At 54.6% G+C, this 20,849-nt stretch carries 22 protein-coding genes; 14 read left to right on the top strand and 8 right to left on the bottom strand.

Annotation, left to right across the window (positions count from 1 at the left end; translation table 11 throughout):
- Positions 1-36: 36 nt before the first annotated feature.
- From BJ887_RS14920 to BJ887_RS14875, 9 genes are all read left to right on the top strand, one after another.
- On the top strand, positions 37-513 hold the full coding sequence (locus BJ887_RS14920) for a YbjN domain-containing protein (RefSeq protein WP_014169308.1): 477 nt from the start codon (positions 37-39) through the stop codon (positions 511-513).
- Positions 514-864: 351 nt separating this feature from the next.
- On the top strand, positions 865-1,977 hold the full coding sequence (gene potF / locus BJ887_RS14910) for a spermidine/putrescine ABC transporter substrate-binding protein PotF (RefSeq protein ID WP_014169310.1): 1,113 nt from the start codon (positions 865-867) through the stop codon (positions 1,975-1,977).
- 143 nt (positions 1,978-2,120) lie between these two features.
- Positions 2,121-3,254, top strand: a complete 1,134-nt coding sequence (gene potG / locus BJ887_RS14905; protein WP_020884870.1) for a putrescine ABC transporter ATP-binding subunit PotG — start codon at positions 2,121-2,123, stop codon at positions 3,252-3,254.
- Between the two features lie 10 nt (positions 3,255-3,264).
- A complete protein-coding gene (gene potH / locus BJ887_RS14900; protein ID WP_044867654.1) occupies positions 3,265-4,218 on the top strand; it encodes a putrescine ABC transporter permease PotH in 954 nt (317 codons plus the stop codon).
- A complete protein-coding gene (gene potI, locus BJ887_RS14895; protein WP_020884869.1) occupies positions 4,215-5,060 on the top strand; it encodes a putrescine ABC transporter permease PotI in 846 nt (281 codons plus the stop codon). Before potH ends, potI begins: the two co-directional genes overlap by 4 nt.
- 65 nt (positions 5,061-5,125) lie before the next feature.
- Complete coding sequence (locus BJ887_RS14890; protein ID WP_014169315.1) at positions 5,126-5,599, top strand: YbjO family protein; 474 nt, start codon at positions 5,126-5,128, stop codon at positions 5,597-5,599.
- Between the two features lie 40 nt (positions 5,600-5,639).
- Positions 5,640-6,767: a 23S rRNA (uracil(747)-C(5))-methyltransferase RlmC gene (gene rlmC / locus BJ887_RS14885; RefSeq protein WP_121340055.1), complete on the top strand. Its 1,128-nt coding sequence runs from the start codon at positions 5,640-5,642 to the stop codon at positions 6,765-6,767.
- Positions 6,768-6,838: 71 nt separating this feature from the next.
- Positions 6,839-7,543 (top strand): response regulator transcription factor, encoded by a 705-nt coding sequence (locus BJ887_RS14880; RefSeq protein WP_014169317.1) that lies wholly within the window; start codon positions 6,839-6,841, stop codon positions 7,541-7,543.
- Complete coding sequence (locus BJ887_RS14875) at positions 7,530-8,996, top strand: ATP-binding protein (protein WP_020884866.1); 1,467 nt, start codon at positions 7,530-7,532, stop codon at positions 8,994-8,996. The genes BJ887_RS14880 and BJ887_RS14875 overlap by 14 nt, the downstream gene beginning before the upstream one ends.
- A 63-nt stretch (positions 8,997-9,059) precedes the next feature.
- Here BJ887_RS14875 and artJ read toward each other — a convergent pair whose 3' ends face one another.
- The 6 genes from artJ to BJ887_RS14845 all read right to left on the bottom strand — a co-directional run bounded on the left by artJ (position 9,060) and on the right by BJ887_RS14845 (position 13,585).
- Positions 9,060-9,791 (bottom strand): arginine ABC transporter substrate-binding protein ArtJ, encoded by a 732-nt coding sequence (gene artJ, locus BJ887_RS14870; RefSeq protein WP_040017023.1) that lies wholly within the window; start codon positions 9,789-9,791, stop codon positions 9,060-9,062.
- Between the two features lie 177 nt (positions 9,792-9,968).
- Positions 9,969-10,637 carry an arginine ABC transporter permease ArtM gene (gene artM, locus BJ887_RS14865; protein ID WP_014169321.1) on the bottom strand — a complete coding sequence of 223 codons (669 nt, stop codon included), beginning with the start codon at positions 10,635-10,637 and terminating at the stop codon, positions 9,969-9,971.
- On the bottom strand, positions 10,637-11,353 hold the full coding sequence (gene artQ, locus BJ887_RS14860; protein WP_014169322.1) for an arginine ABC transporter permease ArtQ: 717 nt from the start codon (positions 11,351-11,353) through the stop codon (positions 10,637-10,639). Before artQ ends, artM begins: the two co-directional genes overlap by 1 nt.
- A gap of 6 nt (positions 11,354-11,359) precedes the next feature.
- Positions 11,360-12,091 (bottom strand): arginine ABC transporter substrate-binding protein ArtI, encoded by a 732-nt coding sequence (gene artI, locus BJ887_RS14855; protein WP_020884864.1) that lies wholly within the window; start codon positions 12,089-12,091, stop codon positions 11,360-11,362.
- 20 nt (positions 12,092-12,111) lie between these two features.
- Positions 12,112-12,840, bottom strand: a complete 729-nt coding sequence (gene artP, locus BJ887_RS14850) for an arginine ABC transporter ATP-binding protein ArtP (RefSeq protein WP_014169324.1) — start codon at positions 12,838-12,840, stop codon at positions 12,112-12,114.
- Positions 12,841-13,066: 226 nt separating this feature from the next.
- A complete protein-coding gene (locus BJ887_RS14845) occupies positions 13,067-13,585 on the bottom strand; it encodes a lipoprotein (protein WP_040017025.1) in 519 nt (172 codons plus the stop codon).
- Between the two features lie 97 nt (positions 13,586-13,682).
- Here BJ887_RS14845 and BJ887_RS14840 point away from each other — a divergent pair, with 97 nt between their 5' ends.
- From BJ887_RS14840 to BJ887_RS14830, 3 genes are all read left to right on the top strand, one after another.
- Positions 13,683-14,006 (top strand): heavy metal-binding domain-containing protein, encoded by a 324-nt coding sequence (locus tag BJ887_RS14840; RefSeq protein ID WP_006174327.1) that lies wholly within the window; start codon positions 13,683-13,685, stop codon positions 14,004-14,006.
- Complete coding sequence (locus BJ887_RS14835) at positions 14,003-14,833, top strand: N-acetylmuramoyl-L-alanine amidase (RefSeq protein ID WP_121340054.1); 831 nt, start codon at positions 14,003-14,005, stop codon at positions 14,831-14,833. Before BJ887_RS14840 ends, BJ887_RS14835 begins: the two co-directional genes overlap by 4 nt.
- Before the next feature lie 268 nt (positions 14,834-15,101).
- Positions 15,102-15,725, top strand: coding sequence for a helix-turn-helix domain-containing protein (locus tag BJ887_RS14830; RefSeq protein ID WP_032677768.1), 624 nt, complete (start codon positions 15,102-15,104; stop codon positions 15,723-15,725).
- Here BJ887_RS14830 and BJ887_RS14825 read toward each other — a convergent pair whose 3' ends face one another.
- Positions 15,726-16,322, bottom strand: coding sequence for a hypothetical protein (locus BJ887_RS14825; RefSeq protein ID WP_047955284.1), 597 nt, complete (start codon positions 16,320-16,322; stop codon positions 15,726-15,728). It abuts the gene before it with no gap.
- Positions 16,322-17,884, bottom strand: a complete 1,563-nt coding sequence (locus tag BJ887_RS14820) for an ExeA family protein (RefSeq protein WP_121340053.1) — start codon at positions 17,882-17,884, stop codon at positions 16,322-16,324. The genes BJ887_RS14825 and BJ887_RS14820 overlap by 1 nt, the downstream gene beginning before the upstream one ends.
- Positions 17,885-18,184: 300 nt before the next feature.
- Here BJ887_RS14820 and gspC point away from each other — a divergent pair, with 300 nt between their 5' ends.
- Together gspC and gspD are read left to right on the top strand one after the other, a co-directional pair.
- Positions 18,185-18,916: a type II secretion system protein GspC gene (gene gspC, locus BJ887_RS14815; RefSeq protein ID WP_032670654.1), complete on the top strand. Its 732-nt coding sequence runs from the start codon at positions 18,185-18,187 to the stop codon at positions 18,914-18,916.
- A gap of 13 nt (positions 18,917-18,929) precedes the next feature.
- Entirely contained in the window at positions 18,930-20,846 is a 1,917-nt protein-coding gene (gene gspD, locus BJ887_RS14810; RefSeq protein WP_032677771.1) for a type II secretion system secretin GspD, read from the top strand.
- Positions 20,847-20,849 lie beyond the last annotated feature (3 nt).

Genomic DNA, 20,849 nt, shown 5'->3' with positions numbered 1-20,849 from the left:
TCTATGCGAAGTTTTTATTAAAGAGGCTGCACAGCGATGGATTTACAGGTCGTTCCAACACTGGATACGTTACGTCAATGGCTCGATGATGCCGGTATCACTTTCTTTGAATGTGATTCCTGCCAGGCGCTGCATTTGCCTCATATGCAAAATTTCGATGGTATTTTCGATGCCAAAATCGATCTCATTAACGACGTGATCCTCTTCTCTGCGCTGGCCGAAGTGAAACCGTCTGCGCTGCTGGCCCTGGCCTCTGACCTGTCGGCCATCAACGCCAGTTCTTTGACGGTGAAAGCATTTCTCGATATACAGGATGATAATCTGCCAAAACTGGTCGTTTGCCAGTCTTTATTCTCCGGTGCCGGCCTCTCTTTCAAGCAGTTCTCCTGGTTTATGCGCTTGAGTGAAGAGCAAATTTCGATGGTAATGATGGAAGCGAATGCGCACCATCTGCTGTATAGCGCGGAAGATGATGCAGAGAATAATGATGCATCTCCCAATTTTCTTCACTAAGCCTGTCTGACTTTTGCGCAGTCGCTGCCATAGCGGCTGCATAACGCCATTTTTTCTGCTGCTTTTAACCTTTCTTTAAAGAATTTTTCACCTCCCCAAACGCCATTTCGGCTTATCACGTAGACATAACCTGTATAAAAAATTGATAAAAGGCGTTTTTTCGTCTGGGCTATAGCCGGAGACACGGGCTACAGTTATTCTTGCGATGCTTAAAAAAGCGAGCGGATCCTGCCGGGTAAAGAGGTTTCTTTTTATTTCGTGCAGAGCGACAAACTATGCATGATTATTGCATATCTTCAGATTGCACAGTTTTAGTTCGTTTGTTAACGAGCTTTCAGAAGGAATAACGATATGATCGCCTTGAATAAAAAATGGTTATCGGGTCTGGTTGCGGGTGCTCTGATGGCCGTCTCTGCCGGCACGCTCGCTGCGGAACAAAAAACGCTGCACGTTTATAACTGGTCTGACTATATCGCGCCGGATACCGTCGCTAATTTCGAAAAAGAGACCGGCATTAAAGTGGTCTATGACGTTTTCGATTCCAACGAAGTGCTGGAAGGGAAACTGATGGCGGGCAGTACCGGTTTTGATCTGGTGGTACCTTCCGCAAGCTTCCTTGAGCGTCAGCTGACGGCAGGTGTTTTCCAGCCGCTCGATAAGAGCAAATTACCGAACTGGAAAAACCTCGATCCGGAAGTGCTTAAGCTGGTCGCCAAGCATGACCCGGACAACAAATATGCGATGCCGTATCTGTGGGCGACCACCGGTATTGGCTATAACGTCGATAAAGTCAAAGCGGTGCTGGGTAAAGATGTCAAACTCGACAGCTGGGACGTGGTGCTGAAGCCGGAAAACCTTGAGAAGCTTAAAAGCTGCGGCGTCTCTTTCCTGGATGCGCCAGAAGAGATTTTCGCCACCGTACTGAACTACCTGGGCAAAGATCCTAACAGCAGCAAGGCCGATGATTACACCGGCCCGGCAACCGATTTGCTGCTGAAGCTGCGTCCGAACATTCGTTACTTCCACTCCTCGCAGTACATCAACGATCTGGCAAACGGTGATATCTGCGTGGCGATTGGCTGGGCAGGGGACGTATGGCAGGCGGCTAACCGCGCCAAAGAAGCCAAAAACGGCGTAAATGTTTCCTACTTCATTCCGAAAGAGGGCGCGCTGGCGTTCTTCGATGTCTTCGCCATGCCGGCTGACGCGAAAAACAAAGACGAAGCTTACCAGTTCCTTAACTACCTGATGCGTCCGGAAGTCATCGCGCATATCAGCGATCACGTCTATTACGCTAACGGCAATAAGGCCTCTGTGCCGCTGGTCAGCGAAGAGATCCGCAATAACCCGGCTATCTATCCGCCGGCGGATGTGTTTGCCAAGCTGTTCACCCTGAAAGTTCAGGATCCAAAAATTGACCGCGTACGTACCCGTGCGTGGACCAAAGTGAAAAGCGGTAAATAACGGCGTCCGGTACGGTTGCCCGGTGGCGAAAACGCTCACCGGGCCTGCTAAACCCGTCGGTCGGGCTGGCGTGAGCGCCGCCCGACGATGCGCACCCTGATGGTGCGTTTGCACCAGTTTTGATTTCTGCCGGAGAGCACCCCGTGAATGACGCGATCCCCCGCCCGCAGGCGAAAGTCCGTAAAGCGCTGACCCCGCTTCTTGAAATTCGTAACCTCACCAAATCTTTCGATGGTCAGCATGCCGTGGACGACGTCAGCCTGACTATCTACAAAGGTGAAATTTTTGCCCTTCTGGGCGCATCTGGCTGCGGTAAATCGACCCTGCTGCGTATGCTGGCCGGTTTTGAACAGCCTACCGCCGGGCAAATCATGCTGGATGGTGTCGATCTTTCCCGCGTGCCGCCGTATCAGCGCCCGATAAACATGATGTTCCAGTCTTACGCGCTCTTCCCCCATATGACGGTGGAGCAGAATATCGCCTTTGGTCTTAAGCAGGACAAACTGCCGAAAGCCGAAATCACCGCCCGCGTGGCAGAGATGCTCAGCCTGGTGCACATGCAGGAGTTCGCGAAGCGTAAACCGCATCAGCTCTCTGGTGGCCAGCGTCAACGCGTGGCGCTGGCCAGAAGCCTGGCGAAACGGCCAAAGCTGCTGCTCCTCGATGAACCGATGGGGGCCCTGGATAAAAAACTGCGTGACCGTATGCAGCTGGAAGTGGTGGATATCCTTGAGCGCGTGGGGGTGACCTGCGTGATGGTTACCCACGACCAGGAAGAGGCGATGACCATGGCCGGGCGTATTGCGATCATGAACCGCGGTAAGTTCGTACAGATTGGCGAGCCGGAAGAGATTTATGAGCATCCGACCACCCGCTACAGCGCGGAGTTCATCGGGTCGGTCAACGTCTTTGAAGGGCTGCTGAAATCGCGCGAGGATGACGGTCTGGTGATCGAGTCGCCGGGGCTGCAGCATCCGCTTAAGGTCGATCCGGATAGCTCGGTGGTGGATAACGTGCCGGTGTATGTCGCGCTCCGCCCGGAGAAGATCATGCTGTGCGAAGATCCGCCTGCCGATGGCTTTAACTTCGCCGTCGGGGAAGTGGTGCACATTGCTTACCTGGGCGACCTCTCCATCTACCATGTGCGTCTGAAAAGCGGGCAGATGCTCAGCGCCCAGCTGCAGAACGAACATCGTTATCGCAAGGGACAGCCGACCTGGGGCGATGAAGTTCGCCTGTGCTGGGATGCGGACAGTTGTGTAGTGCTGACGGTATAAGGAGCGGACAATGAGTACCTTAGAACCTCCAGCCCGCGTTGAAAAACCGGGTGGCTTTGCGCACTGGCTGGCGCGCATGCAGATGAACCACGGACGCAAGCTGGTGATTGCCATGCCTTACGTGTGGCTGATCCTGCTGTTCCTGCTGCCGTTCCTGATTGTTTTTAAGATAAGCCTGGCGGAAATGGCGCGGGCGATCCCGCCCTATACCAACCTGCTGGACTGGGCTGACGGACAGCTGACGCTGACCCTTAACCTCGGCAATTTCCTGCAGTTGGCGGAAGATCCGCTCTATTTCGAAGCTTATCTGCAGTCGTTGCAGGTGGCGGCGATCTCGACGATCTGCTGTCTGCTTCTGGGTTACCCGCTGGCATGGGCCGTGGCGCACAGTAAATCCTCGACGCGCAACATTCTGCTGTTGCTGGTGATCCTGCCGTCATGGACCTCGTTCCTGATCCGCGTCTACGCGTGGATGGGGATCCTGAAAAACAACGGTGTGCTGAATAACTTCCTGATGTGGCTTGGGGTTATCGATCAGCCCCTGACGATCCTGCATACCAATCTCGCGGTCTATATCGGGATTGTTTACGCCTATCTGCCGTTTATGGTGCTGCCAATTTATACGGCGCTGACGCGTATCGATTATTCGCTGGTGGAAGCATCGCTTGACCTTGGTGCCCGTCCGCTTAAAACCTTCTTCAGCGTTATCGTTCCGTTGACCCGGGGCGGCATTATTGCCGGGTCGATGCTGGTCTTTATCCCGGCGGTAGGGGAGTTTGTTATCCCGGAACTGCTCGGTGGCCCGGACAGCATCATGATCGGGCGTGTGCTGTGGCAGGAGTTCTTTAATAACCGCGACTGGCCTGTGGCGTCTGCGGTGGCGATCGTGATGTTGCTCCTGCTGATCGTACCGATCATGTGGTTTCACAAACATCAGCAGAAACAGATGGGAGACCACGGATGAACAACTTACCGGTAGTGCGCTCCCCATGGCGAATTGCCATCCTGGTGATTGGCTTTACTTTCCTGTATGCACCCATGTTGATGCTGGTGATCTACTCGTTCAACAGCTCCAAACTGGTAACGGTATGGGCCGGCTGGTCGACGCGCTGGTACGGCGAATTGTTCCATGATGACGCGATGATGAGCGCGGTGGGGCTGAGCCTGACCATCGCCGCGCTGGCGGCCACGATGGCCTCCGTGCTGGGGACCATTGCCGCGCTGGTCATGGTGCGCTTCGGGCGTTTTCGGGGGTCGAACGGCTTTGCCTTTATGATTACCGCGCCACTGGTTATGCCAGACGTTATCACCGGTCTGGCGCTGCTGCTGCTGTTCGTCGCCCTGGCGCATGCCATTGGCTGGCCGGCAGATCGCGGCATGCTCACCATCTGGCTGGCGCACGTCACCTTCTGTACCGCGTACGTGGCGGTGGTTATCTCTTCGCGTTTGCGCGAGCTGGACCGCTCCATTGAAGAGGCGGCGATGGATCTCGGAGCGACGCCGCTGAAGGTCTTCTTCATCATCACGCTGCCGATGATTATGCCGGCGGTGATTTCCGGCTGGCTGCTGGCGTTTACGCTGTCGCTCGACGATCTGGTTATCGCCAGCTTTGTCTCAGGACCGGGCGCGACGACGCTGCCTATGCTGGTCTTCTCCAGCGTACGCATGGGGGTCAATCCGGAGATTAACGCCCTGGCCTCGATCATCCTCGGGGTGGTCGGAATTGTCGGATTTATCGCCTGGTATTTGATGGCGCGCGCGGAAAAACAACGTGTGCGTGATATCCAGCGTGCAAGACGCGGCTGAAGGATTTAAAATTTCCAGTGATGTGCCGCGCATGACGCGGCACTGTTTTTCAGGGAAGTAAAACATTGGGATTATTAAAAAAATCACGTCTTACGCACGCTCGTCCAAACGTTCCTGCACTGGTGCAGGTGGCGGCGCTCGCTATTATTATGATCCGCTGTCTTGATGTGCTGATGATCCTTAACACCCTGGGTGTGCGCGGTATGGCTGAATTCATTCACCGCAGCGTACAGACGTGGAACCTGACGCTGGTCTTTTTGAGCAGCCTGGTACTGGTGTTTATCGAGATTTACTGCGCATTTTCGCTGGTCAGAGGACGCAACTGGGCGCGCTGGGTCTATTTGCTGACGCAAATTACGGCGGCGAGCTATCTGTGGGCCGCCTCGCTGGGGTATGGCTATCCGGAACTGTTCAGCATTGCGGGTGGATCAAAACGCGAGATTTTGCACGCGCTGTTTTTGCAAAAACTCCCGGATATGCTGGTGCTGTTTTTCCTGTTCGTGCCTGCTTCCAGTCGGCGGTTCTTCCAGCTGCAATAATGTGTATAATCGCAGCCCTCGTGATTCTTAAGGTTTTGATATGCAGTGCGCACTCTATGACGCCGGTCGCTGCCGCTCCTGTCAGTGGATAGAACAGCCGGTTTCTCAGCAACTCACCGCCAAAATGGCCGACCTGCAACACCTGCTGGCAGACCATGCCGTGGGCGAATGGTGCGCACCCGTCAGCGGGCCGGAGCAGGGCTTTCGTAATAAAGCCAAAATGGTGGTGAGCGGCAGCGTTGAAAAACCGCTGCTGGGCATGTTGCATCGCGATGGTACGCCTGAAGATTTAACCGACTGTCCGCTTTATCCCGCCTCGTTCGCCCCGGTCTTTGCTGCGATCAAACCGTTTATTGCCCGTGCCGGGTTAACGCCCTATAACGTTGCCCGCAAGCGCGGCGAGCTCAAATACCTTCTTCTTACCGAAAGCCAGGTAGACGGCAGCATGATGCTGCGCTTTGTTCTGCGCTCAGAAGCCAAGGTGGAGCAGCTTCGCGCGGCGTTGCCATGGCTTCAGCAACAGCTTCCGCAGTTAACCGTTATCACCGCGAATATTCAGCCGGTGCATATGGCTATCATGGAAGGGGAGCGGGAGATCTTCTTCACCGAACAGCATGCGCTGGCAGAAACGTTCAACGATGTACCGCTGTGGATCCGTCCGCAAAGCTTCTTCCAGACCAACCCGACCGTCGCGAGTGCGCTTTATGCCACCGCCCGTGACTGGGTGCGGGCGTTAAATATCCATCATATGTGGGATCTGTTCTGCGGGGTGGGCGGCTTCGGTCTGCACTGCGCCACGCCAGACATGCAGCTTACCGGGATTGAGATCTCCGCCGAAGCGATTGCCTGTGCCAGACAGTCTGCCGCAGAGCTTGGGTTGACCCGGCTGCACTTCCAGGCGCTGGACTCCACGCAGTTCGCGACAGGGCAGGATAATGTGCCTGAACTGGTGCTGGTGAACCCGCCGCGCCGGGGCATCGGGAAAGCGCTGTGCGACTATCTGAGCCAGATGGCACCGGACTACATCGTCTACTCCAGCTGCAACGCGCAGACGATGGCAAAAGATATCGCGACGCTGCCGGGCTACCGCATTGAACGCGTCCAGCTGTTCGATATGTTCCCGCATACCGCGCATTATGAAGTCCTGACGCTACTCGTTAAATCTTAAACAAAATGTGAACTCTGTCCGCCTGCGAAATCAGGTAAGCTTATCTCATCAGAATTGAAGAAGGCTTACCCATGAAGCAGATCCTGCTGGTGGAAGATGACCACGATATCGCGGCGCTTCTGCGCCTCAACTTAGAAGATGAAGGCTACGCCATCACCCACGAGCCCGACGGGGGCAATGCCTTACAGCGCCTCGAGAAGCAGCCGTGGGACGCGGTGATCCTCGATTTAATGCTCCCCAACGTCGACGGTCTGGAGATTTGCCGTCGCATCCGCCAGATGACCCGCTACCTGCCGGTGATCATCATCAGCGCCCGCAGCAGTGAAACCGACCGTATTACCGGGCTGGAAACCGGGGCGGACGATTATCTGGCCAAGCCGTTTTCGGTACAGGAGCTGATCGCGCGTATCAAGGCGCTGTTCCGACGCCAGCAGGCGATGGGGCAGGCGCAAAGTGCCGGGAATATTCAGGCTCACGGCCTGACGCTCGACCCGCTGGCGCGCAGCGTGCTTTTGCACGGCCAGGTGGTGGATCTCACCCCGCGCGAGTTTGAACTGCTGTACTTCTTTGCCCGTCATCCCGGTGAAGTTTTCTCGCGTCTGGCGCTGCTGGAACAGGTCTGGGGCTATCAGCACGAAGGTTACGAACACACCGTCAACACCCACATTAACCGCCTGCGCATCAAGATTGAGAAGGACGCCGCCGAGCCGGAGATCATTCGCACCGTCTGGGGCAAAGGCTACAAATTTGCGGAGCCAAACGATGCGCCGCTTTAGCCTGAGCCAGCGCCTGACGCTGCTGTTTATTCTGCTGCTGACGCTCTGTGCGACCATCGCCTGCGCGGTGCAACTTTACAGCACCACGCAGTACGGTAATGCAATGGTGCAGCGGCTGTCCGGTGGTCTGGCGCAGCAGATTGTCCAGCGGGAACCGATTCTGGATGCGCAGGGCAGGGTTGACCGCCACGCGCTGAAACCGCTCTTTGACCGGCTGATGACCTTCAATCCGAGCGTCGAACTGTACGTTGTCTCGCCTGATGGCGAACTGCTGGCTGACGCCGCGCCACCGGGGCATATCCAGCGGCAAAAAATCGACCTCGGGCCGGTGCAGACTTTCCTCAGTGATGCCGCACGGCCGGTACTGGGCGATGACCCGCGAAGCCAGAACAAAAAGGTTTTCAGCGCAACGCCGTTGCGTCAGGACGGAGAACTGAAAGGCTATCTGTACATTATTCTGCAGGGCGAAGAGTCAAATGCGCTGGCGGAGATGGCCTGGCATCAGGCGCTCTGGAGCACCGTCCTGTGGTCATTGATGTGGGTTGCGCTGTTTGGTTTGCTGGCGGGGTTACTGGTCTGGTACTGGGTAACGCGTCCGGTCAAACGTCTTACGCAGGAAGTGGCCGGGCTGGAGCAGGACAGCATTAGCGCCATTAAGCAGCTGGCGGCGCAGCCTACTGAAACCACGGTAAAGGATGAAGTGGCCACGCTGCGCAATACGTTTATCGAGCTGGCCCGTAAAATCACCCTGCAGTGGGATCAGCTGGCCGACAGCGATCGCCAGCGCCGGGAGTTTATCGCCAATATTTCGCACGATTTACGCACGCCGCTCACCTCCTTGCTGGGCTATCTCGAAACGCTGTCGCTGAAATCTGCGACGCTGACGCCGCAGGAGCACCAGCAGTATCTCGCCACGGCGCTGCGCCAGGGGCAGAAAGTGCGTCATCTTTCGCAGCAGCTGTTTGAACTGGCGCGCCTTGAGCACGGCGGCATCAAACCGCAGCGCGAGCGTTTTGCCATGGGTGAGCTGATTTCAGACGTGGCGCAGAAATTTGAACTCACGGCCCGCACGCGGGAGGTGAACCTGCGCATTGATGTACCGGGCCCGTTGCCGCTGGTGAATGCCGATGTCTCGATGATTGAGCGGGTGGTGACTAACCTGCTGGATAACGCGATGCGGCATACGCCGACCGGTGGAGAGGTCCGTCTGGCGGTCTGGCAGGAGAACGCGCAGCTACAGGTTGAGGTGGCTGATAATGGAACCGGCGTTGATGCTTCTCTTCGCAACGATCTGTTTGAGCGTCCTTCGGCGTTAAATCCGCAGGCATCACGGGAAAACCGTGGCGGGTTGGGGCTGTTGATTGTGAAACGCATGCTGGAACTGCACGGCGGGGGGATCAGGCTGATGGAGTCCACGAACGGGGCTCGTTTTCGCTTCTTTGTTCCACTGTGAAATTGCCGGGTTTGCCCGGCCTACAGACCACCCCCGTAGGCCAGGCTACCCGACAAAAAGCTGTTATTGCGGGAACCACCGATCGCTGATTTTCTTGTACGTGCCGTCAGCTTTAATTGCTTTCAGCGCGCCATTCAGTTTTTCCAGCAGGGCTTTGTTATCCGGACGCACCGCAATGCCCAGGCCCGTACCGAAGTACTGTGGATCGGTCACTTTTTCGGTCGCGGTGCCCAGCTGTGGGTTGGTTTTCAGCCACTCGTTCACCACCGCAGTGTCACCGAAGACACCATCAATACGGCCATTTTTCAGGTCGATAATGGCATTCTGGTAGCTGTCATAGGCCACGGTTTTCACTTCAGGATGTTTGTCCTGCAGGTATTTCTGGTGCGTGGTGCCGTTTTCCATCCCAATGCGTTTGCCTTTCAGCTGGTCAAAGGATGTGTAAGCTCCTTTCTTCGCAATGACCACCGCCGAGTTGGCGTAGTACGGGTCGGTGAAGGTGACCTGCTTGCTACGCTCTGGCGTGATGTCCATCCCGGAGATCACCGCGTCGTATTTTTTGAATTTCAGCGACGGGATCAGGCTGTCAAACGCATGGTTAGTGAACGTGCAGTCGGCCTGCATCTGTTTGCACAGGGCTTTGGCGAGGTCGATATCAAAACCGACAATCTGGTTGCTGGCATCCAGCGACTCAAACGGCGGATAGGTGGCCGAAACGCCGAAGTTGATTTTATCTGCAGCTGATGCGCCAGCGGCGAAAGTGGCCAGTAAAGCGGCCAGAACTAACTTTTTCATTGTAATGCTCCCGTCTGTCAGTCTGTCTTATGCGCCGTGTCTGCGGCATGGAAATACAATGCCATTTAATGAATTTATATTCAATAAAAATGATTAAATATTATTTAACCCATAAAAAAAGACGGGCAGTCGTTAGACTTGCCCGTCTTCGTCAATAAAATTTATGCAAATCTGTGATTAATTACGGCGCTCAAACGCCAGCGCTTTACGTTCGATAAGGCGCATCATCAGCGTCAGCAAACCGTTCACCACCAGATAGACCACGCCCGCGGCACCAAACACCATGACGTCATAGGTGCGTCCATAGAGCAGCTGCCCGTGGCCCATGACTTCCATCAGCGTGATGGTGTAGGCCAGAGACGTACTCTTGAAAACCAGCACCACTTCGTTGGAGTAGGAGGAGAGCGCACGTTTAAACGCGTACGGCAGCAAAATAGCCAGCGTGTCTTTCTTGCTCATGCCCAGCGCACCACAGGACTGCCATTGCCCTTCCGGGATGGCACGAATAGCCCCGTAGAACAGCTGCGTGGTATAGGCCGCGCTGTTCAGCGAAAGGGCAATCAGGGCGCACAGCCATGGCTCAGAAAGCAGGTGCCAGATAACCGGATACTCCTGCAGCGACGGGAACTGACCCGGGCCGTAGTAAATCAGGAAGATCTGCACCAGCAGCGGTGTACCGGTGAACAAGGTTATGTAGGCTCGCACAATCCATACCAGCACCGGCGTTTTTAGCGTCAGGACGATGGTAAAGATCAACGCCAGGATCAGCGCCACGATGATCGATGCGACGGTCAGCGTCAGGCTGGTGTGCAGCCCTTTCATCAGCTCCGGAAAATATTCAAGCATCAGCCTGGTCTCCGTTCAAAGCGCGTCGCACGCAGATCAATGCGCTTGAGGATGTACTGACTCACCAGCGTGATCACCAGGTAGATAGCCGCCGCCACGATGTACCAGGTAAACGGCTCCTGGGTACGGGTCGCGATACTTTTGGTTTGCAGCATTAAATCGTTCACGCTGATCAGGCTTACCAGCGCGGTATCTTTCAGCAGCACCAGCCACTGGTTACCCAGCCCGGGCAGCGCATGACGCCACATCTGCGGCATCACCAGACGGAAGAAAATCGCCGATTTCGACAAGCCTAACGCCTGGCCAGACTCCCACTGTCCCTGCGGAACCGCTTTCAGCGCACCGCGCAGGGTTTGCGAAGCATACGCGGAATAGAGCAGAGAGAGGGCAATCACGCCGCACAGGAACGGGCTGACGTCAAAGTTCTCAATCTGCATCTGCACCGGGATCTGCACCACACCCAGATTGAGGGTGAAGCCGTCCGACAGCGTTAACAGCAGCTGCGAGGAGCCAAAATAGATAAACAGGACCACCAGAATTTCAGGCAGCCCGCGCAGCACGGTGACCAGCGCTGAGCCGGCCCATGCGACAGGGAACCATTTTGCTGATTCCCATACCGCAAAGATCATCGCCAGCACAAGGCCGATAATCAATGCGCAAACGGCAAGGCCGACGGTCATCCCGGCGGCGCTTGCTAAAGGAAAAATTTCATTCATCAGGAATTACTTCTGGAACCATTTTTTGTAGATGGTTTCGTAGGTGCCGTCTTTCTTCACTTTTTCCAGCGCAGCGTTGAATTTCTGCTGCAGCTCAGTGTTGCCCTGACGAACGGCAATACCCAGACCCGTGCCGAAGTAATCCTTGTCGGTCACTTTATCGCCCACTGGTGCCAGTTTATCGTTGGCTTTCAGCCATTCGGTCACCACGGCGGTGTCGCCGAACACGCCATCAATACGGCCGTTCTGCAGATCCAGCTTCGCATTCTGGTAGCTGTCATACGGAACGGTGGTGATTTCCGGGTGTTTATCCATGATGAATTTCTGGTGCGTGGTGCCGTTCTGCACGCCAACTTTCTTGCCTTTCAGCTGATCAACCGACGTGAATTTGCCTTTCTGACCAATAAACAGGGCAGAGTTGTCGTAGTAAGGGGTGGTGAACAGAACCTGTTTTTCGCGCTCAGGGGTGATATCCATTCCGGCCATAACGGCGTCGATACGGCGGAACTTCAGGCTTGGGATCAGGCTGTCGAACGCCTGGTTGCTGAAGGTACAGGTTGCGTCGATCTCTTTACACAGGGCGTTTGCCAGATCCACGTCAAAGCCGACAATTTTATTGTTCGCATCAATGGATTCAAACGGAGGATAAGACGCTTCAGTCGCGAAACGAATCGTCTGGGCTGCGGTAGCGGAAAGGGTGACGCTGGCGAGCAGCGCGGCAAGTAATACTTTTTTCATTATCATTTCCCCTGACACAATCAATGAGATAAATAGTTTTTGAACGCATCGGTTTGCGGGTTTGAGAAGCAGCTCGCATCACCTTGCTCAACGATATACCCGTTTTCCATGTAGACCACGCGGCTGGCCGTTTTGCGCGCCACTTCCACTTCATGGGTTACGATGACCTGAGTAATATGGGTTTCCGCCAGCTCGCGAATGATGCTCACGATCTGGGCAGTAATTTCGGGATCCAGCGCCGCGGTCGGTTCATCAAACAGCAGTACCGCAGGCTCCATCATCAGCGCACGGGCAATCGCCACACGTTGCTGCTGACCACCGGAGAGGTGCAGCGGATAGCGGTCGCTGTAAGGCTTAAGGCGCAGACGCTCCAGCAGCTTATCCGCACGCGCGATCGCCTGATCTTTACTTAAGCCCAGCACGCGGCACGGGGCTTCGATCAGGTTTTGCAGTACGGTCAGATGCGGCCAGAGATTGTATTGCTGGAAGACCATGCCAACGTTTTGACGCAGTTCACGAATCGCTTTATCAGACGGTGTTTTCGCGAAATCAAAATGGTTACCGGCGATAGCCAGCGTACCCGAACGGGGCATTTCAAGCAGATTAAGGACACGCAGAAGGGAGCTTTTACCTGCACCGCTTGGGCCAAGCAAAACCAGCGTTTCGCCTTCCGGGCAGTCCAGCGTGATGTCAAACAGCGCCTGGTGTGCGCCGTAGAAGCAGTTAATGCCGTTTAGTTTAATACTCATCGGGGCAGTCTTTACTCATCCAGGCAATCTATAGCAATTGAGGCCGCAGATAGTACCGTTGACAGAATAGTTATGCAATATTTCTGCGTTAAAAGTTAAATATAACCCGCAATACCCTCTAAACATAGCACAAAATAGCGAACGGCAATGTCGGCGAGTATAAATGTCGGCATTCCGCATGAAATGCCGCACATTTTACGGGGTTAACGCTTTTTAAACGGGAGGCTTAGCGGTTTTCAATTGACTGGCGGAGCGTGCCTGCCGGGGCGTGAACGTTGCCACCGACGTACCTTACGTCGTCCACCGCCCAGCACTGACCTTCACGGATCATCAGCACTTCATCCTGCCAGGTCTGGGTTCCCTGGGTCAGTTTGACGCGCAGGGGAATGTTTCGCGCATCGGTGTTTGGGATCGTTGAAGCACTGGTGACCTCGGCGCTGTCAGGCAGCGTGGCGCGGCTGGAGAACGGATCGGATTTAAGCAGCGCGTTATGCTGCGGATCGCGGGTGGCGTCGCTCAGCAGTTTCGCCAGGCCGTCACTCAGATACGGACGCAGGGCGGTAATATCATTGCTGCGGTGCTGTATGCGGTAATCATAGAACTGTTGTGCCACGGTATCCGGGCCGCCCTCAATGCATGGGCCGCTGCGGGTACCAATATCCTTAAAGGCTGGCGTGACCGTGGTGGTGCAGGCGCTGAGCACCAGCGCGCAGGGCACGAAAAGTGTTAAAGCTGAATAGCGCATGTTGATTTCCTTATTTATTAACTATCCTTTCAATCATAGCGTAACGAACCGATAATGCTGTACCTAAGGCATTGAACGCTAAAGAAGGAGAGAAAGTATGCAGTTTTCAACAACGCCTACCCTGGAAGGGCAACCTATTACCGAGTACTGCGGCGTGGTCACCGGCGAAGCCATACTGGGCGCGAACATTTTCCGGGACTTCTTTGCCGGCATTCGCGATATCGTGGGGGGACGTTCTGGCGCGTATGAGAAAGAGCTGCGCAAAGCCCGCGAAATTGCGTTTAAAGAGCTTGGCGAGCAGGCCAAGGCGCTGGGTGCAGATGCCGTGGTAGGCATCGATATTGACTACGAAACGGTCGGTAAAGATGCCAGCATGCTGATGGTGAGCGTAAGCGGTACGGCGGTGAAAACCCGTCGATGAAGCGCTCGCTTGCCACACTCCTGCTGGCGCTGTTGCTGGCAGGGTGCGCCACGGAAAAAGGCATTATTGATAAAGGTGCCTATGAGCTGGATACCCGCCATCAGGCCCAGGCGGCTTACCCGCGTATAAAGGTGCTGGTGATCCACTACACCGCCGATGACTTTGACAGCTCGCTGGCGACGTTAACCGACAAGAATGTCAGCTCTCACTACCTGATCCCCGCCAAACCGCCTGCCCCTGAGGGCAAACCGCGTATCTGGCAGCTGGTACCGGAGAGCGAACTGGCATGGCATGCCGGCATCAGCTTCTGGCGCGGCACCAACCGTATTAATGACACCTCCGTGGGGATTGAGCTGGAAAACCGGGGCTGGCAAAAAACGGTGGGAGTAAAACATTTCACCCCGTTCGAGCCGGCGCAAATTGCTGCTCTGATCCCGCTCGCCAAAGACATTATCGCCCGCTACGACATTAAGCCGCAGAACGTCGTCGCGCACTCTGATATTGCCCCCCAGCGTAAAGACGATCCCGGCCCGCTGTTCCCCTGGCGCGAACTGGCGCAGCAGGGAATTGGTGCCTGGCCCGATCCGGACCGCGTCAACTTTTATCTCAATGGGCAGCCACGCTTTCAGGAAGTGGACAGCGCACTGCTGCTCGATCTGTTAGCGCGGTATGGCTATGAAGTGCCGGAGGCTGCCACAGCCCAGCAGCAGAAAAGAGTGATTACCGCGTTTCAAATGCACTTCCGTCCACAGCTGTGGAATGGTGTGGCTGACCGTGAAACGCTGGCCATCGCTGAAGCGCTTCTGGAAAAGTACGGACAGGGGTGATCCTGCGGGATACCCCCTCGTAAGTATTTTTCGCGTAATTTAAGTAAGATTAATCTTAAGTACAAACTCAATTCATTTTTAGTTAATTGACTTAAAATTATCCGGATTTAAGATGGACACATAGCTTGCTAAGTAAAGCAGCAAATTAACGTAAACAATTTCTACTTTTATTTTCTCCTTGAGTGTTTCATCAGGAAAATATTCCTGGGTTGAGGCCTTACGTCTTAATCCTGAGTTTTATATTTCACATCTTAAATTGGGTATAATAATGTTAAGCATCTACGGTAAAAAATTACGTCCGCAAAACGAAGTCAACGCAATTATTTCTGCAACGTCAGGATTTGAAGAGAAGACGTTAAAAAAGTGGCAGAAAATATCTACCAGTGATTCACAGTATATTCATATTATCGTCAGTGGCGACGTTGAGTTCCGCCGCGAATCTGATGAACTGTGCATGTTCACCGTTCAGGGGCCGTGTATATTTGGGCTTTGTTCTATGTTTTACAGCGCCACGCACATGTATGGCCTCATTCGGTCAAATACCGTCGTGCGCTCGATAAAAAAAGAGGCCTTCGCCCAGCTAATGACTGAAAACAATCTGTGGCCGGAACTGACGAAAGTGCTCTCCTGGTATATTTGTATGCTGAGCAAGCGTGACGATGTGCTGGTTGCCCGCAGCGCCTATTCGGTAGTGCGCGAATTTTTATACGAGATTAATGAACTGATTGTTCAGCATCAGCGTGATATCAATATATATGACTATATTCAGGAATACACCAACCTGGCACGCAGTACCATTATTAAAATTCTCTCCGACCTGAAAAAAGGTCAGTATATTGTGGTGGAAAAGGGGCGACTCCTTAACCTGACATCCTTGCCTGAAAAATATTAATTACTCCAGCCGGTCTCCTTTATGACGTAAAGGGGACCGGGAAATATCCTGCGTTTCGTCAACCGGCGGCGCGGGAATTTTGCCTTGCGAATAATCCTGCTCTTGTTCTTTTAACGCCTGCTTAAACAATTCTGTTAATGAGGAACTGTCGCTGCCAGCCCGTGCAGAAGCGTCAGTGTGCGCCCCGGTTCCGGGTAACGTATCCCGCGCGGTATCGTGCTGAGCCGCTCCTTCAGGCGCCTGCTGCCAGTCGGTATCATCGCCGTTAATCGGCAGATCCTGCAGGGCAGGCATATCCTCATGCACCGGCGCAGGTTTAGGGTGCGGATGCGGGAAGGGTTTGCTCACATACACATAATGCATATCTGAAAGCTGTGTTTCCGGTCTGGCGCTGCTCGCGTTGATGGGGGCGGGGGCAGGGTGGCGCAGATCCCAATACACATGCGCGTACAACCCGGCCATCAGCATGGCGCACAGACCCAGGAGTCCTAAAACGGTGTGGGCAAAAACGTGTCTCAGTCCGGGAAGACGATATGAAAACCAGACCGCTTCCCCGGTGGTGTAACTGCGCTGAGCCGCAAGGCTGATAGTAGACATCAGGAATGCTTCTCCTGCATTTTCGCATCCGGTATCGCATGCGAAGCCTGGATCAATACGCTCGGCGTGGTGTTGGTTTCCCGCATTAACTGCATCAATGTCTCTTCGCCGGGAATACCGTCCACATGCAGATGCATTTTTTGCTGGAACGCGCGGGTGCGTTTCATCATCTCCGCAGTCCAGCGCTGAGCGTGAGTTTCAGGTTGAGAAAGGGCCTGGCTCAGCTGCTGATCAAGCCAGGTCATCTCTTTGCCGTCACTGGTTGCGCTGATGGCGTCTTTACCTTCCGGCGTCAGGCGGTGCAGTTGCGTATAGTTTCCGGTTGCATGCCGGTTAAACCAGTTGCGACTGACCTGCCAGGTCCGGTTATTCATCAGCAGGTCCATCGAGGTTTCTCCGACGCGGGCGACCACCGCATAGTTAAGATGATTGCCGGTTTTGAGCTCGCTCACCCACGGATAACCTTCGCCTGCCAGCGCATCCGGAGAGGCATTTCCCTGCTTACACATCAGGTTTACCTTCACCGCGTTTTGACACAGCGCATCGTCCGCCGAGGCGTCATACCCCCACATCAGATAAAGCTGATGCATCGCGTCCGGCTGATTGACTATTTCCTTGTCGATAACCGGCACGACGGGGGCCTGAACGGGGGCGGCCGGGTGTTTCCAGCTTATCGGGACCGGCAGAGAAACCGGGAGGCGAGCAGTCATTGAGGCGGTGAAATACCAGCCGCAAGCCGCGAACAGCACAGAGGCAAACAGTGAAACCGTTGCCAGACGCTTACCCTGTTTTTTCGCGGGCAGCACCTCTGCGGCCGCCAGGCGTAAATGTCGCGGACTGACCTGGCTTGCGCGTTCGGTCCAGGCCGCGAGCATCGACAGGTGCGCCAGCGCATTCAGTTCACTGATTTTCCCTTTTGTCATTGCGTGCATCTTACGCACGCGCGCCGGGGATAACGGCGAGCTTTCGCCCCCGTGCTCTTCGCACTGCGCCTGCACGTAGCTGAGATATTCACGGCAGGTCAGGGGGCGCAAGGTGTGGTGGGTATGCACATATTCACGCAGATCAGATTGCTGTAGCAGCGCCGCCTGATTTTCCGCGCCCGTCAGCACCACCGATAAATGAAACCCCAGCTCCTGCGCACGGGTGAGCAACATCCCCAGCACCGGCCGGCAGGTCTCTTTCATGGCTTCAGTATGGGAAATGACCAGCACGGTGGCCTGCGTTTTCCCGGCTTGCCACTGCTGAAGCACGGTATCGACCGCCTGAATACGGCTGGCGATTGCTTTCGTGTCCGGGCTGAGCTTGTACAGCAGGCTACTGGCGCTCAGTTTTGGAAACGCGTTGATGGCAAGAACGCGGTTGTCGCTGTTTTTCAGCGCATCGCTGAACTGGCCCAACAGCGAGGTATCATCGCTAAAGAGCCCGCATATTCCCGCCTGTTGGGTTTTCTCTTTCAGCAGGTTAAAGACGTCCTGATGATAAGGCACCAGAAAATCCCCGGATAAGCGGGTGACCTTCCTGAAGGGCGGGGTTTTAAAAGTAAAGTGGCTCTGATACATAACGACTTACCGTCTCTGATTAGGAATAGCAACAGGTCGTGAAATTACGGTAAGGAGACGGGGCGATCAATTTTTCAACTGGGTAAAAATATCCGGCAGAAATGTCCTAACACCTCGATTTTAGACGGTCAATAATTTTCTTTATTAAAGTTGGTGGCGAAGTCGATGGTCGTATTCACCGCATCTCATTACTCTCTTCACATGTTTTGTCGCAGCGTGATGCTGCTTATTTTCGCTTTGTTAAAGGCCAGATGAAAAATGAGGTTCTCATTTCTGTCACGGTGGATAACCCCTTGCATGATGTTGGCGCTGTTAATTTTTAGCGGCCAGCAAGGGTATTTCACATTTAAAGATTATAAAAAGGTTACGAATAGGTTGGCTAACTCTGATGCGCAGCCGCTGAAAAACCGCCGCGAAGAGAAAACATTCACGCTTTTCACGGCGGCAACACGTCAGGACACTGGGCCGGCTGCGCTAAAAGCCCCGCTGGCGGCGGAAATAGAAGGCATTGTGCGCAGTGATGACCCCTGGCTTTCCTTCGCTGTTATTAAAACGCCCGCGGGCCAGAAGAGCTACCGCGAAGGGGAGCCGCTGACCGGTTTTAACGATGCCTTTATTCAGGAAATTAACAAAGACAGTGTCGTCGTGAATTATGAAGGCATCACGCAGACGCTGGCCTTAAAGAAACCGGATTATTTCAAGGGCGGCGTTGATAGCGGCCCGGTAACCAAATCGACAAAAGATGCAGGCGCAGACACGCTGCATCTGAATGATTATCTGGTATTAAAACCGGTTGTCGAAAAAGGCCAACTGGAAGGCTATGCCATTAATCCCCGGAATGCCTCTTCCTTTTATAGCCATTCAGGACTGAAAAAAGGGGATGTGGCAGTCGAAGTGAATGCTGTCGATATGACCGATGAAGTCAAGGCAAAAAATATTATTGCTGAATGGTCAAAAATGAAAGAAGCGGAGGTTGTCGTCAGACGTCACGCTCACCTTGAAAATATTCGGGTCAATGTTCTTAACAATTAATAAGTGTACAGACATGAAGAAATTTCCATGGGCGTGCGTGGCGCTGACCGCATTGTCGTTATATTCGGGTTCGCTGCTCGCAGCCAACTTTAGCGCGAGTTTTAAAAATACCGATATCCGCGAGTTTATCGATACGGTAGGCCGCAACCTTAACAAAACCATTCTCGTCGACCCGTCGGTTCAGGGCTCCGTATCCGTCAGAACCTACAACGTGCTGACGGAGGATGAGTATTATCAGTTCTTCCTGAGCGTGCTGGATCTCTACGGTCTCTCGGTGATCCCGATGGATAACGGCATGGTTAAAGTGGTGCGCTCAAGCGTGGCCCGCACCGCCGGTGCGCCGCTGGCAGATAGCACAAACCCGGGCAAAGGCGATGAGATTATTACCCGTGTCGTGCGCATGGAAAACGTGCCGGTGCGTGAACTCGCGCCGCTGTTGCGTCAACTGAACGATGCTACCGGCATCGGCAACGTGGTGCACTTCGAGCCTTCCAACGTGCTGTTGTTAACCGGTAAAGCGTCCGTGGTGAACCGGCTGGTGGATCTGGTCCAGCGCGTGGATAAAGACGGTGTTCAGCGTCGCGAAATCGTCCCCCTGCGCTTTGCTTCCGCCAAAGCGCTCTCCGACATGTTGAATAATCTCAACAATGAAGAGCAGAAAGGGCAGAACGCGCCGCAGTTGGCCACCAAAGTGGTGGCGGATGACGAAACCAACAGCCTGGTGATCAGCGGTTCGGAAGATGCGCGCACGCGTACCCGCAGCCTGATCCATGAGTTAGATCGCGAGCAGAACAACGAGGGGAATACCCGCGTCTTCTATCTCAAGTACGCCAGCGCCACCAAAGTGGTTCCGGTGCTCACCGGTATTGGCGAACAGCTGAAAGACAAAGCCGGCACCGCGAAGGCGAAAACGGCCACCGCGGCAACCGATCTGAATATTACCGCCGACGAGTCAACCAACTCGCTGGTGATCACCGCGCAGCCTAACGTGATGAACTCCCTGGAGAAGGTGATCGACAAGCTCGACATCCGCCGTCCGCAGGTGCTGGTGGAAGCCATCATTGCTGAAGTGCAGGACGGCAACGGTCTGGATCTCGGCGTGCAGTGGACCGGCAAGCACGGTGGTGTCCAGTTCGGCTCCACCGGCCTGCCCATTAGTCAGATAAAAAATGGCACCATCAAGGGCGCCAGCTTTACTGGCCTGGCGACCGGCTTCTTTAACGGTGATTTCGGTGCGCTGATGACCGCGCTCTCAACCGACGGCAAAAACGACATTCTTTCCACGCCAAGCGTGGTCACGCTGGATAACAAAGAGGCGTCATTCAATGTCGGTCAGGACGTGCCGGTGCTTTCCGGTTCGCAGACCACCAGTGGCGATAATGTCTTTAACTCCGTAGAGCGCAAGACGGTGGGGACCAAACTGAAAATTGTGCCGCAAATCAACGACGGCGACATGATCCACCTGAAGATTGAGCAGGAAGTCTCAAGCGTCGACAACAGCGCAACGGAAGACGCCAGCCTTGGCCCAACCTTTAATACCCGAACCATCAATAACGAAGTGATGGTGCACAGCGGGCAAACGGTGGTGCTCGGTGGCCTGATGGAGAATGTCACTAAGCAGTCGGTGTCCAAAGTGCCGCTGCTGGGGGATATTCCGCTGGTCGGGCAGCTTTTCCGCTACACCTCGCAGGACGCGTCCAAACGCAACCTGATGGTCTTTATTCATACCACCGTGCTGCGTGACGACGACAACTACAGCGCGGCGTCGAAAGAGAAATATGACCAGATCCGCGCCCGCCAGCAGCAGCGCGTTGAGGAGAAAAAGCTCGGGATCATTGAACCGGCGGATAACGCCGTGTTACCCGCGTTCCCTGCTGCGAGTGCTGCAACGGTGAAAACCAGCGCGTCCCGCAATCCGTTTAAAGAGTAAGGC

The sequence above is a fragment of the Enterobacter sp. WPR_3_1 genome (assembly GCF_003635055.1).
Taxonomy (GTDB): domain Bacteria; phylum Pseudomonadota; class Gammaproteobacteria; order Enterobacterales; family Enterobacteriaceae; genus Enterobacter; species Enterobacter ludwigii.
Note: the sequence above shows the minus strand (reverse complement) of the source record. Positions and strands in the feature narration are given on the sequence as shown.